The 13,242-nt window shown below is 66.5% G+C and carries 14 protein-coding genes; 4 read left to right on the top strand and 10 right to left on the bottom strand.

Going from position 1 to position 13,242, the window contains the following annotated elements; translation table 11 throughout:
- The first annotated feature begins 242 nt into the window (after positions 1-242).
- Positions 243-893, top strand: a complete 651-nt coding sequence (locus ACZZZN_RS15840) for a hypothetical protein (protein WP_463506092.1) — start codon at positions 243-245, stop codon at positions 891-893.
- 36 nt (positions 894-929) lie between these two features.
- Here the strand turns inward: ACZZZN_RS15840 and dnaB are convergent, their stop codons facing one another.
- A complete protein-coding gene (gene dnaB, locus ACZZZN_RS15835) occupies positions 930-2,303 on the bottom strand; it encodes a replicative DNA helicase (RefSeq protein WP_194764328.1) in 1,374 nt (457 codons plus the stop codon).
- Between the two features lie 584 nt (positions 2,304-2,887).
- Between dnaB and ACZZZN_RS15830 the strand changes: the two genes are divergently transcribed.
- A complete protein-coding gene (locus ACZZZN_RS15830; protein ID WP_463506091.1) occupies positions 2,888-3,373 on the top strand; it encodes a hypothetical protein in 486 nt (161 codons plus the stop codon).
- Between the two features lie 76 nt (positions 3,374-3,449).
- Here the strand turns inward: ACZZZN_RS15830 and rplI are convergent, their stop codons facing one another.
- The 4 genes from rplI to rpsF form a co-directional block, all read right to left on the bottom strand.
- Positions 3,450-3,902, bottom strand: a complete 453-nt coding sequence (gene rplI / locus ACZZZN_RS15825) for a 50S ribosomal protein L9 (RefSeq protein WP_463506090.1) — start codon at positions 3,900-3,902, stop codon at positions 3,450-3,452.
- 11 nt (positions 3,903-3,913) lie between these two features.
- Positions 3,914-4,168, bottom strand: coding sequence for a 30S ribosomal protein S18 (gene rpsR / locus ACZZZN_RS15820; RefSeq protein WP_314426118.1), 255 nt, complete (start codon positions 4,166-4,168; stop codon positions 3,914-3,916).
- 71 nt (positions 4,169-4,239) lie between these two features.
- Complete coding sequence (locus ACZZZN_RS15815; RefSeq protein WP_194764331.1) at positions 4,240-4,749, bottom strand: single-stranded DNA-binding protein; 510 nt, start codon at positions 4,747-4,749, stop codon at positions 4,240-4,242.
- Between the two features lie 5 nt (positions 4,750-4,754).
- Positions 4,755-5,123: a 30S ribosomal protein S6 gene (rpsF, locus tag ACZZZN_RS15810; protein WP_194764332.1), complete on the bottom strand. Its 369-nt coding sequence runs from the start codon at positions 5,121-5,123 to the stop codon at positions 4,755-4,757.
- A gap of 225 nt (positions 5,124-5,348) precedes the next feature.
- On the opposite strand from rpsF, the gene ACZZZN_RS15805 reads away from it, so the two are divergent.
- Complete coding sequence (locus ACZZZN_RS15805) at positions 5,349-6,059, top strand: hypothetical protein (RefSeq protein WP_463506089.1); 711 nt, start codon at positions 5,349-5,351, stop codon at positions 6,057-6,059.
- Positions 6,060-6,121: 62 nt separating this feature from the next.
- Here ACZZZN_RS15805 and ACZZZN_RS15800 read toward each other — a convergent pair whose 3' ends face one another.
- The 5 genes from ACZZZN_RS15800 to ACZZZN_RS15780 form a co-directional block, all read right to left on the bottom strand.
- Positions 6,122-6,736: a hypothetical protein gene (locus tag ACZZZN_RS15800; protein ID WP_463506088.1), complete on the bottom strand. Its 615-nt coding sequence runs from the start codon at positions 6,734-6,736 to the stop codon at positions 6,122-6,124.
- Entirely contained in the window at positions 6,733-7,596 is an 864-nt protein-coding gene (locus ACZZZN_RS15795; RefSeq protein WP_463506608.1) for a carbohydrate ABC transporter permease, read from the bottom strand. Before ACZZZN_RS15795 ends, ACZZZN_RS15800 begins: the two co-directional genes overlap by 4 nt.
- A 53-nt stretch (positions 7,597-7,649) precedes the next feature.
- Positions 7,650-8,603 carry a carbohydrate ABC transporter permease gene (locus ACZZZN_RS15790; RefSeq protein ID WP_463506087.1) on the bottom strand — a complete coding sequence of 318 codons (954 nt, stop codon included), beginning with the start codon at positions 8,601-8,603 and terminating at the stop codon, positions 7,650-7,652.
- A gap of 61 nt (positions 8,604-8,664) precedes the next feature.
- A complete protein-coding gene (locus ACZZZN_RS15785) occupies positions 8,665-9,969 on the bottom strand; it encodes an ABC transporter substrate-binding protein (protein ID WP_463506086.1) in 1,305 nt (434 codons plus the stop codon).
- A gap of 77 nt (positions 9,970-10,046) precedes the next feature.
- A complete protein-coding gene (locus ACZZZN_RS15780) occupies positions 10,047-11,909 on the bottom strand; it encodes a glycoside hydrolase family 2 protein (protein ID WP_463506085.1) in 1,863 nt (620 codons plus the stop codon).
- A gap of 207 nt (positions 11,910-12,116) precedes the next feature.
- Here ACZZZN_RS15780 and ACZZZN_RS15775 point away from each other — a divergent pair, with 207 nt between their 5' ends.
- Positions 12,117-13,109, top strand: a complete 993-nt coding sequence (locus tag ACZZZN_RS15775; protein WP_463506084.1) for a LacI family DNA-binding transcriptional regulator — start codon at positions 12,117-12,119, stop codon at positions 13,107-13,109.
- Positions 13,110-13,242: the final 133 nt, after the last annotated feature.

Raw genomic sequence — 13,242 nt, 5'->3', positions numbered from 1 at the left:
GAGCGTCGGCCCGCGCGAACTCTGGACAAAGGACACTTGTGCGGGGTCGCATCGGGTGCGACTCTGTGTGAGCAGCCAAGCCGCTCTTCGGTGCGGCCGCAGCGGCGGCGTCACAACGACGACGTCCGACGGGGCGCCCTTTCCGCCGCCTCCCCCGTGGTGGGGGCGCCCCGTCTCCCTCGCACTCCACAGCCAGGGCCTGGCGCAACCGCATCCGCTCGGGCATCTGCGATGATCGGGGAATGGTTCGGGGGGACTCGCCGTCAGGCAGTGGACGCAAGGTCTGGACGTTCATCGGCGTCGCGGTGTTTCTGGCCGTGGTCGCTCTTGCCGGGCTGAGACTGGTGAATCCGCTGTTCCCTGCCACGACCGAGACGTCGTGCACGCTGTCGGGCGGGGTCGATCGCCACACTGTGCGCAGGGCACCCGACTACTCGACGATCAGCACCGACTGCGGCGCCTACTTCGCCGACGACGAGGTGACCTGCGCGGCCGATCCGTCGCGCAAGGTCCGTTTCGTCGCCGGGGTCACTTATGACTTGACCGTGCGAGGCCCTCGGATCCCGGTGTTCTCGGACCCGACCGTCATGGAGGCCGAGGTCTCGACCGTGCAGCTCGTGCAGCCTGAGCCCGAGATGGAACTCGACGACGACCCGATGTGGGACAACCTGAAGGCCCTGCGCGCCTCCCGCTCACCCGAGGCGCTGCGTGCATTCGACTACGAGCAGCCGCCGTACCATCCCGGCTGCGATGCATGGCGCACCCTCATGACCACCGAGGGGCTGCAGATGTTCAGCATCCCCCAGTCGGAGGAGGTGCTGACGGTGCCCGAAGGCGAGGTCGCGCGCGACCCGAAACTGCCCTGCGAAGGCTGGAAGTGCGACCTGGAGTGACGGGTCTTCTCGTGCGAGCGTTCGGCGCGTGGCGACTCAGTTGAAGTCGCCGCCTGGCGCCATGTCGTGGAAGCGCGAGTAGTGGCCCTGGAAGGCCACGGTGATGGTGGCGGTCGGACCGTTACGGTGCTTGGCGACGATCAGGTCGGCCTCACCCGGACGCACGTCCTTGTCGTAGACCGAGTCGCGGTGCAGCAGGATCACCATGTCGGCGTCTTGCTCGATGGAGCCCGACTCACGCAGGTCGCTGATCGCGGGCTTCTTGTCCTGACGCTGCTCGGGACCACGGTTCAGTTGCGACAGCGCGATGACAGGAACCTGCAGCTCCTTGGCGATGAGCTTGAGGCTTCGTGAGAACTCCGAGACCTCCTGCTGACGCGACTCGACGCGCTTGCCCGAGGTCATCAGCTGCAGGTAGTCGATGATGACCATGCGCAGACCCTCGCGCTGCTTGAGTCGGCGGCATTTCGCGCGGATCTCGACGAGCGTCATGTTGGGGCTGTCATCGATGTAGAGCGGCGCATCGTTGATGCGCCCGCGGGTCGCGGCGACCGTGGTCCAGTCACGAGGGTCGAGGTTTCCCTTACGCATGTTCTGCAGCGGGATCTGCCCCTCGGCGCTGAGCAGACGCATCGCGATCTCGCTCTTGCCCATCTCGAGCGAGAAGAAGACCGAGGGCAGGTTGTGCCCAATGGATGCCGCGCGCGCGAAGTCGAGAGCGAGAGTGGACTTACCCATGGCGGGACGCGCAGCGACGACGATCATCTGCCCACCGTGCAGACCGTTGGTGAGCTCATCGAGCTCCTTGAAGCCCGTCGGCACGCCTGTCATCGATCCGTCGCGGCCGCTGGCGGCCTCGATCTCTTCGAGCGCCGCGTCGACGGCGATCTGCAGGGGGACGTAGTCCTCCGCCGTCTCGGAGCCGGTGATCGAGTAGATCTCCGCCTGGGCGTTGTTGACGAGGTCGGTCGCATCGCCCTGACCGTCGTAGCCGAGCTGCACGATGCGGGTTCCGGCGTCGACCAGGCGGCGCAGGATCGCACGCTCCGAGACGATCCCCGCGTAGTAGCCGGCGTTGGCCGCGGTCGGGACGATCGAGGTGAGGGTGTGCAGGTAGTCGGCCCCACCTGCGCGGCTGAGCTCGCCGGTCTTGATGAGCTCGTCGGTGACCGCGACGACGTCGGTCGGCTCACCGTGCGAGTACAGCGAGAGGATCGCCTCGAAGATCAGCTCGTGCTTGGGGATGTAGAAGTCGGCGCCCCGGAGGGTCTCGATGACATCGGCGACCGCATCCTTCGACAGCAGCATGCCGCCGAGCGCGCTCTGTTCGGCGAGAAGGTCGTGCGGCGGGGTCCGCTCGGGCGGACGCTTGCCACCGAGGCGATCCTCGGAGATGTCAGCGATCGACACAGTGTTCCCTTCGATGCGACGAGCGTGGTGGGGCGGGGCGCTGCCCGGATGTCGTGCTGCGCTGTCGCGGCCGTTCGAAGCCGTCTGCACAGCGAACCAGCAGCCACCGACATCGGGTCGCTCGACCACGCTACGAGCGGTGATTTACGGTCGCAACACAGCCTGTGGATAACTCTGTGGAGAGCGTGCGGAGAATTCCGGAGTGTCTGTGTACAACGGCTGTGGATAACCCGGTGGACTATGCGGATTTGCGAACTGTTTATTGCTCTCGATCAGCCCTTTTATGATTCCCCAACCTGTGGATGAGAACGTGCTTCAACTGCACCTTGAAGGTTTGTCCATCATGTGAGGGGATGTGTAGAACCTGGGGAAAGTCAAGCCGGATCTTCACCGGGCGCGTCACACTGCGCAACACCTCCGAACACGCGGTCGCGACCAGCGGATTTGGTTCTCACGCGCAGTCCGCGATTCGCACGCAGGGCGATTTCGAGCGTATGCCTAGACTCTTTCGGGGAGGTCACCATGCAGGCTGTCATCGGTCAGTCGTCACTCGCATCGCAGGCGCTCGCCCAGGGGTGGCCAGGGTGACCGAAGACCCGAAGCGACTGCGCTGGGCGGTCAACGGCGCGCGTACTTTCACCGTTCCGACGGATGCCGTCGGAACGGTGCTCGGCGAGATCGACCGCACGATGCGGTCCGCGCACTTCCGCGCTGACGCCACCGCCGCCGCATCCGGCGCTGAGCGCGTCTACCGGCGAGGATCGGTCGTGGGCGACGTCCTGATCGGAGGAAGCGGTCTCTCGGCGATCACGAGCAGGCTGGGCCCCCTGTCGGCCAAGGGCGTCGCCGTCGTCTCGGTCGGCGGTCAGGGCGCCCACATGCAGGTGATCGTCTCACTCGTGGCCGGGTCTCACGTCGGCGCAGACTTCGTCGACGCGGTGGAGGATGCGGTCAGTGCCCTCGCCGCGCGCGGCGTGCCCATCGACGATCAGGGGTGGACCCGTGCCGTCGACGTCGATCCATCGCTGCCGGCGAACCCGCGTCGAGCCGGGGAGCTCGGCCTCGTCTGAGGCGGCATCCGGATCCCGGAGATGCGAAACGCCCCCTGTCCCGGAGGACAGGGGGCGTGTGCGCGGGTGTCGGGCCTTACTTGGCGGCGACGACCTGCAGGGTGATGACAGCGGTCACGTCGTCGTGCAGACGAACAGTGGCCTCGTGCTCACCGGTGACCTTGATGGCCGATCCGATGTGCACCTTGCGCTTGTCGATCGAGCCGAGACCGGCTGCCGCGACTGCGTCGGCGACATCGGCGGTCTTGACCGAACCGAAGAGACGACCCTCGTTGCCGGCCTTGACGGCCAGGCGAACCTTGGTGCCTTCGATGGTGTTCTTCAGGGCCACGGCCTCGTCGCGGTCGTGGATCGCGCGAGCCTGGCGAGCAGCCTGGATCGAAGCGACCTGCTTTTCGCCACCGCGGGTCCACGCCGTAGCGAAGCCCTGGGGGATGAGGTAGTTACGGGCGTACCCGTTCTTGACCTCGACCACGTCGCCGGCGCTTCCGAGCCCGGCAACTTCATTCGTGAGAATCAGCTTTGCCATATCCGTACCCCTCAGCGGCCAGCGCCGGCGTAGGGCAGGAGAGCCATCTCGCGAGCGTTCTTGATCGCCTTGGCGATCAGACGCTGCTCCTGCACGGAGACACCGGTGATACGACGGGCGCGGATCTTGCCACGCTCCGAGATGAACTTGCGAAGGGTCGCGACATCCTTGTAATCGATGAGACCGACCCGGATCGACTTCGCGGGAGCGGTGGGCTTGCCACCCTTCCGCGGCTTGCGGCGGTCGCCGCTCGACTTTCCAGCCATTGTTTTTCCTTAGTTGTGAGACGGGCCACCGAGTCTTTCGACGGACTCAGGGACCCGATCCAGAAGATTTCTCAGAAGGGGGTGTCGTCACCGAAGCTGCCCGGAGTGCTCCAGGCATCTGCGCTGGTCGACGAGCCGGGGGTAGACCACGGCTCCTCCGACACCTGCTGCTGCTGCGCGGGGCGCGACTGTCCGCCGCCGCCACCGCCACCGTTGGACGCCGCCCGGGTGACCTGCGCGGTCGCGTACCGGAGCGAGGGGCCGATCTCGTCGACCTCCAGCTCGATCGCTGTGCGCTGGTTGCCTTCGCGGTCCTGGTAGGAGCGCTGACGCAGACGGCCCTGCGCCATGACGCGCATTCCCTTGGTCAGCGAACCCGCCACGTGCTCGGCGAACTCACGCCAGACCGACGCACGGAGGAACAGCGCTTCGCCGTCCTTCCACTCGTTGGCGGCGCGGTCGAAGTTCCGAGGCGTCGAAGCGATGGTGAAGTTCGCCACCGGCAGTCCGTTCTGCGTGTAGCGCAGCTCGGGGTCGGCCGTGAGGTTTCCCACCACGGTGATGACTGTTTCGCCGGCCATGGAACTCAGGCCTTCGCAGCCTTGGCGGCCTTGCGGGCAGCCTTCTCCTCGGAGCGCTTCGCCTCGGAAGCGATCATTGCCTGAGCTTCCTCAGCGCGGAGCACCTTGGTGCGCATGATCTGCTCGTTCAGCTTCAGCTGACGGTCGAGCTCCTGCGTGGCTTCGCTGGTGGCGGTGAAGTTCACGACGGCGTAGATGCCCTCGGTCTTCTTCTGGATCTCATAAGCGAACCGGCGCTTGCCCCAGACATCGACCTTTTCAATCGAGCCACCATCGTTGGTGATGACCTTCAGGAACTTGTCGAGCGTGGGTGCGACCTGGCGCTCATCGATCTCGGGGGTCAGAATGACCATGAGTTCGTACTGGTGCGTCACTTACCCACCTCCTTCGGACTAGAACGGCTTCCGGGACTTTCCCGGAAGCAGGAGGGTGTGTGCATGTCGTCGGCCCTGGCTTCCCGAATGGATGCCAGCGGGCAGACAACCTCGACAGTCTAGCCGAGTTTCCTTCGGACTGTCTCCACTGCCATCGCCGCAGAGGCGGCATGCTGGAGTGCGTGCGCGGTGATCGACATCGCGTGCACGACCGAAGGGGGAAACATGATGCGTTCCAAGAAGTGGGGAGTCGGGCTCGCCCTGACCGCTGCCGTGCTGCTCACCGGCTGCTCTGCCGGTGCGGAGGAGAAGCCTGCGGAGGAGTCGCCCAGCGCCGCCGCAGAGCAGGAGGAGACCGCGGCTCCCGCATCCGACTGCCCTGAGCTCGCCGAAGGCGCCTCCGTCGACGGCGCAGCCCTCGGCGCCTGCATCACCGATGCCATGGCCGACACCGCCGGCTACGCGGGCACCACCACGGTGCTCGGCATGGAGTCGACCATGAAGTACAACCCGGCCGAGAAGGCCGTCGAATCCATCTCGCCCGCAGGCTCCCTCATCGTGATCGGCGACGACGTGTGGGTCAAGTCCCCCACGAGCGAGTGGCAGGCCGCCGACCCGGAGTCATCCGATCCCGTCATCGCCGCGCTCAGCGCGAGCGCCACGAACCTCGAGGGCATCGATCCCGCCGAGGCTGCGGGCGGCCTTACCGGCGACTTCGCCGTCACCGGCACCGGCAGCCGCCTCGGCCAGGACGTGTACCTGGTGACCGGCACGGCCGACATCCAGGGCATGCCCGTCGACGTCGTCTACGAAGTCACCTCCGACTACGTGATCCTCGCATCGACCGCATCCGCCGAGGCCGGTGGCCAGTCCATCGAGACCACGATGGAGATCACCGAGTGGGACGTCGCACAGGACATCGTCGCGCCCCTCTGATCATTCTGAAACGCAGTGCGGGCCGGGGCATTCGCCTCGGCCCGCACTGCGTTCAGACTGTGTCAGTCGTTCCTGCTCGGTTGCATCCGCCTCCGCTCGGCTGCGACGAGCGAGACGACGATCAGCCCCGGTGCGATGACGATGAGCGGCGGGAGCATCCAGACCACCGTGATCGCGACGCCGATGCCGATGAGCACGAACGCGTCACCGATCGGGTCGTCGAGCACCGCGTTCCGGCCGGCCCGCCACAGCTGCGACCAGCGGGCGCCCGGATGCCACAGCGCGGCCGTCCGAAGCGTGGCCACCGCGACCACCGCGGCGAGCGCCCCGCTCACGAGGGCGAGTCCAGTGCCTCCTGGCAACAGCCCCTGCATTCCTCCGATCATGTTGAGCACGAGGAGTCCGATCACGACGGTCGACGCGAGGCCGAACCACCATCCCGACCGGATCGCCTGCAGCCCCAGCGACGCCAACCGCCTGACCGAGTCCTGCTCATGGTCGAGGTGCGAGTCGAGATGTCTGACTCCGGCAGCGATCGCCGGGGCGACGGTGACGAGCGGCAGCGCGAGGACAGCGACACCGAGCCCCACGACGAGCATCTCGCCGAACGCCGAGACTCCCGCGCCACCGAAGCGCCGCTCATCGCCGCGCGCACGCGATCCCCTGGCGCTGCTCATCCTTTGAGCCCCTCGGTCGCGACGCCAGAGACCAGGTATCTCTGGAAGGCCAGGAAGAACACGACCACGGGCAGCAGTGCCAGGATCGCCATCGCCATCTGAGCGCCGTAGTCGCTCGTCGAGGTCTGATCGACATACAGGCGCAGCGCCAGCGGCATCGTGTACATGCCAGGGTCCTTCAAATACAGCAGTGGCCCGAAGAAGTCGTTCCACGACCAGATGAACGCGAAGATCGAGCTCGTCACGAGCGCAGGCTTCATGAGCGGCAGGATCACGTACCCGAACGTGCGTACGTGGCCCGCGCCGTCGATCCGGGCGGCCTCGTCGAGGTCACGCGGAAGCCCGCGGATGAACTGGATCATCAGGAAGACGAAGAACGCGTCGGCCGCGAGGAACTTGCCCAGCAGCAGCGGCCAGTACGTGTTGATCATGTCGAGCTGATTGAACACGATGTACTGCGGGATGATCACCACGTGGAACGGCAGCAGCATCGTCGCGATCATGCACAGGAAGAACAGCCGACTGCCGCGGAACCGGATGCGGGCGAACGCGTACGCCGTGATCGAGCAGGACAGCACGATGCCGATCACCGAGGCCAGCGCGAGGATCAGCGAGTTCACCACGAACGTCCAGAACGAGACACCTCCGATCCCCTGCAGCGCCTTGAGGTAGTTGTCGAACGAGAAACTCTCGGGAACGAGACTGACCGAGCCGATGATCTCGTTGCCGGGCTTGAACGACGACATGACCATCCATGCTGCCGGGTACAGGATGACGACGAGCACGGCGAGGGTCACCACGTGGAAGACCGTGGACTTCGCCCGGTTCTGCCAGCGACGGGTGGTCGCCTCTCGCGGCATCCGCCCCGTGGTGCGATCGGTCGTGACGACCTCGGTGTGTGTGAGTACCTTGCTCATCGTTCGTCTCCCGCGTAGTGCACCCAGGCCTTCGAGCTGCGGAACAGCATCACCGTGACGAGGCCGACGACGACGACGAGCACCCACGCCATCGCCGAGGCGTAGCCCATCTGGAAGTCGCGGAACCCGCGAAGGTAGAGGTACAGCGTGTAGAACAGGGTCGATCCGGCGGGCCCTCCGCTGCCGTTGGAGATGATGTACGCCGAGTTGAACACCTGGAAGGCGTGGATCGTCTCGAGCAGCAGGTTGAAGAACAGCACAGGCGACAGCATCGGGATCGTGATCGAGAAGAACCGACGCACCGGCCCTGCCCCATCGACGGATGCCGCTTCGTAGAGCTCCGGCGGCACCTGCTTGAGACCCGCGAGGAAGATCACCATCGGCGCCCCGAACTGCCACACCGTCAACAGGATCAGCAGCGGCAGCGTGCGCGCGGGGTCACCGACCCAGCCGCCCTCTGATGCCGGTGGTCCGCCGAAGAACGATCCGATCTGCGCGACGATGCCGTTGTCGATGAACATCGCCTTCCAGACGATCGCGATCGACACGCTGCCGCCGATCAGCGACGGAAGGTAGAAGGCCGAACGGTAGAACCCCTGACCGCGCCGGGGCACGTTGAGAAGCATCGCGACGGCGAGCGCGGCGATCAGCTTCAGGGGTGTGCCGACCAGAACATAGATTCCGGTGACCTTGACGGCCTGCAGGAAGTTCGGATCGGAGAACATCCGCGTGTAGTTGTCGACTCCGATGAACTCCGGGTCGTTGAACAGGTTGTAGTCGGTGAACGACAGGAACAGCGAGGCGACCATCGGTCCGGCCGTCAGGGCGAAGAAGCCGATCAGCCAGGGGCTGAGGAACAGATAGCCGGCTCTCGTCTCACGACGAGCGCGCAGGTTGGGGCGCGGTCTGGCCGGTCGCGTCGGAGCGGCGGTGGCTGCAGGAGCAGTCATGGGGTCATCCTTTCTCCTGCAGCCAGGCGCCTAAGCCGTGCGGCAGGGTCGTGCGAGACGGTCAGGATCCGAGAACCAGCGACATCTCGGTGAACAGCTCCTGGGCGAACTGCTTCGTGGTGATGTCGCCGTATCGCAGCTGTTCATGCAGCTCGCCCCATTTGGCCTCGATGGTCCCGTAGCCCGCAGGAAGGATCGGGTAGCTCGCCGTGAGCTCGTCATCGACCGATGCGAGATAGTCGAGGTTCACGGTGTCGGCGGGAGTCTGGTCGATCGCCGCGCGACCCTCCTCGGTGGGCGGGGTGCCGAGCGAGGTGCCGAAGATCTCGGCGACCTCGGGCGACGTGGTGAGGAAGTCGACGAACGCCGCCGCCGCCTGCTGCTGGTCCGAGTTCTTCGCGACGCTGAGCAGCATGCTGGGCTTGGGAGCGAGCACGTGGGCGTCTTCGCCCTTCTCGAGCGGCGGCTGGATCATGCCGATGTTCTCGGTGCCGGCATCCGTCATCCCCTGCAGGACCGTCGTCGAGAAGTTGAACCAGATCGCGGCCTCCCCCGCGAGGAAGCCACCGCTCGGCGACAGGGCGACGCTGCGCTCGACCGGGTAGAAGTCGCCGTCGTCGCGCAGGTCGGCCGCGCTGTCGAGGTACGAGATCACGTCCTTCTCGTCGAATGAGGCGGTGCCGTCCTCCTCGAAGACCGGGTTGCCTTCCTGCATCAGGTGGTAGATGAAGTTCGGCAGACCGCCGGTGTAGTCCTCCGCGCCGTAGATGCGCGGATCCGATGCGCCGCCGGCCTCGTTGACCTCGAGGATGAAGTCGTTCAGTTCGTCCCAGGTCATGTCGTCGGTCGGGTAGTCGATGCCGAAGGAGTCGAGGAGATCCTTGTTGTACATCATCGACCAGGCATTCGTGCCCAGCGGAACGCCCACGAGCTGATCGTCGACGGTGCCGGATCCGAGAACCTGGTCGTTGATCCCGTCGAGGGGTAGGAGTGTGTCGCGGTACGGCGTCAGGTCGGCGAGGAGGTCCTTGCTCGCGTACTCACCGAGGTATCCGGCATCCATCATCACGACGTCCGGAAGCGACTTCCCCGCGGCTTCGGTGTTGCGGGCGGTCCAGTAGTCACCCCAGGCGTTGAAGTTGCGCACGACCTCGACGTTCGGATACTCCTCGTTGAACAGCGCCACGACCTGCTCGAAGCGATCGGCGCGGTCTTCGTTGCCCCACCACGAGAAGCTGATCTCTGCGGCCGTGTCCTCGTCGAACGTCACCTCCGTCGGGGCATCGTTCGAACCTCCGCTGCATCCGGCGAGCACCAGGGTGGTGACGCCGACGGCGGCGATCAGGGCGGGCAACCTCTTCGACATGTGGATCTCCTCATTGAGTGGGCATCTGCCCGGTGTTCGGACGGCGGCGTCCGCCGCCACGGAAGGGGTGACAGGTATCAGTCGGTCGGCGTTCCCGTGATCAGGGCACGCAGGGTCTCGATCGGGAGCTTCGGCTCTCGCGCCTCGGTGAGCAGTCCGTTCTGCTCCTGCATGGTGTCGGTGAGCTGAGTCCAGCACCAGCCGGCGAGTCCGCCCCGGCGGCCGTGGCGGTCGCGGATGCCCGACTGCACCGCGACCAGGATCGCCGCGAGACGGCGCTCGTAGTCCTCGGGGCTGACCGCCTCGGAGTAACCCCACGAGTTCGACGGCGCCGCATCAGCCGCCCACTTGACCCCGCCGAACTCGGTGAGCATGATCGGCTGTCCGGCGTCGACCGTCCCCGGCAGCCGCACCTGCCTGCCTGCCGGCCCGATGCCCGCGATGTAGTCGCGCAGCTCGCTCTCGTCGACGTCGTAGCGGTCGGCGAGCACCTGCCCGTCCCATTCATAGTCGTGGATGGTCCAGAGGTCGGAGGTGCCCAGCTCCCAGCCGTCGTTCGAGATGACGGGTCTCGTGGGGTCGAGCGCCTTGGTCAGGTGATACAGCGATTCGGCGAACGCCCGCTGGTCGGGTCGTGAGGCGATGTGCTGCACACCCCAGCTCTCGTTCAGCGGCACCCAGGTCACGATGCTCGGGTGCGCGCGATCGCGCATGACGGCATCCGTCCACTCGGCTGTGGTGCGCTGCACGGCCGTGGGCGAGAACGTGTAGGTCGCCGGCATCTCGCCCCAGACCAGGAGGCCCAGGCGATCGGCCCAGTACAGGAAGCGCTCGTCCTCGACCTTCTGATGGATACGCACCGAGTTGAAGCCGAGTTCCGCGATCAGCTCGGCCTCGCGGCGCAGTGCATCGTTAGACGGAGCAGCCAGGTGGGACTCGGGCCAGTAGCCCTGACTCAGCACGGAGCGCAGCGTGATCGGCCGCTCGTTCAGGAGCATCGCTCCGTCTCGCCACCCCACCGAACGCAGGCCGAAGTAGCTGGAGACCGCATCGGTCGTCTCCCCACCGGACTCGAGCGTGATCGCGGCATCGAGCAGCGTCGGGTGACCCGGACTCCACAGCAGATGCTCGTAGTGCTGGCCGTTCTCCTGACCGGCGAGCGGAAAGGTGAGGGTCGTCGTCGGCCCGGTCGCGCGCACGGATGCCGCGCCCAGCACCTCCCCGCCATGCGAGACCTCGACCTGCACGACGCTGTCGCCGCTGCGGTTGAGGGCGACCTCGAGCGTGACGGTGCCGGCGGTGAGATCGCTGGTCCAGTTGAGGGCGGTCACGTGCTGCGGGGCGACTGACTCGATCCACACCGACTGCCAGATCCCGGTGGTGCGGTGATACCAGATGGCGTGCGGTTCCTCGTGCCAGTCCTGCTTGCCGCGGGGCTGCGCGAGGTCGTGCGGGTCGTCGTCAGCGCGCACCACGATCGTGTGCTCGACCACCGCGTCATCGAGTGCGTCCGTGATGTCGAGGGCGAACGGGGTGTGACCGCCTTCGTGGGTGCCGACCGAGCGGCCGTCGACCCACACCTCGGCTCGGTAGTCCACTGCGCCGAAGTGCAGCAGCAGCCTCGCACCCTCGCGATGATCGACGGCGCCGAGATCGTCGGATGTCAGGGTGCGGCGATACCAGACGATGGGGTGGAAGCCCGTCGCTCCGACGCCCGACGCGGGGGATTCGGGAGGGAAGGGCACGCGGATGCGGTCGGGCAGATCACGCCCGTCGAACCAGCCCTCCGCACTGCCGACGTCGCCGTCGTCGTGTGCGAAGCCCCAGTCGCCGTCGAGCTCGACGTACGAGGCGCGCACCAGCTGCGGCCTCGGTCGTGCCGGTTCCAGCGTGCTCGCTCGCAGGGTCTCGATCTGGCTGTCGATGTCTCGCAGTGCCACGTCCACGGCTCTCTCTCCCGGCGCTCTGCACCGATGGGTATTCGTCGTCGGAGCAGAGCGGATGCTCCCTCGCACCGTGGAAAGCGCATTCCGTTCCACGTTGAACTACACGATAGTTCCACGTTGAACTAACGTCAACCGCTAGAGTCGGATCGAGCAGTTCGCACGTCCTCCGCGGTCTCTCACCCCGGATGGAGAGGAGCTCCGATGGCCCGTGTCACACTCGCCGACGTCGCTGCCCGCGTGGGGGTCAGCGCCAAATCGGTCTCCAACGTGGTCAACGGCACAGGCTGGGTCGGCGCCGAGGTGCGACAGCGCATCCTCGAGGCGATCGACGAACTCGGATACCGCCCGAACCTCGCCGCCAGACAGCTGCGCAACGGCCGCAGCGGCCTCATCGCCCTCGTACTCCCCGACCTGCGCGAGCCCTACTTCGCCGAGTTCGCCTCGGAATTCGTCACGGCGGCCCAGCGCCGCTCGCTCACGGTGCTCATCGCGCAGACCGGTGGAGAACGCCATGCCGAGCTCGCGATGATCGCCGGCGAAGGCCTCCCCGCGCTCGACGGCATCGTGATGAGCCCGCTCGCACTGACCGCCGCCGACCTCGACGACCGCCCGGCCAGTCCGCCCCTCGTTCTGATCGGCGAGCAGGCCGAGGCCCTCGTCGGTCCGAGCGCGCACCATGTCGGCATCGACAATGTCTCAGCCGCAGCCGCAGCCACGACCTTCCTGCTCGAGAGCGGTCGCCGCCGCGTCGCCGCCGTCGGCGTTCAGCAGTCGGGGCCCACGGCCACCTCGCGACTCCGGTTCGAGGGATATCTCCGTGCGCTCTCGGCCGCCGGGATCGAGCCCGACGCCTCGCTCCACGCCTCGGTCGAGAAGTTCAATCGCGCCGACGGGTCGAAAGCGGTCGAGCGCCTCATCGAGAGCGGTGCCGAGTTCGATGCGCTCTTCTGTTTCAGCGACAGTCTCGCGCTCGGCGCGCTCTACACGCTCGGAAGCCGCGGCATCGATGTGCCCGGCCGCGTGCAGGTCATGGGTTTCGACGACATCGACGAGGGCGGCTTCCACATCCCGACCTTCTCGACCGTGGATCACGGGGTGGAGAAGGCGGCCTCGGCGATCCTCGACATCCTCTCGAACACCGTGCCGTCGGCCGGTGCTCACCACGAGATCCCGTACACCCTCATTCCTCGCTGATCGGTCTGGCCGCGTCGGACGACCTCAGGGGAAGGTGCGCCCCGATGGGCGGAGAACTCCCTGTCGGGCGGAGCGCCCGCACCGCGTGATCCGCCCTATACGGCGAAGACCGCCCGACACGACGTGACCCCAC

The organism is Microbacterium sp. AC145, from assembly GCF_979258505.1.
The sequence above is the reverse complement of the archived record's forward strand: the minus strand, read 5'-3'. Positions and strand labels throughout refer to the sequence as shown.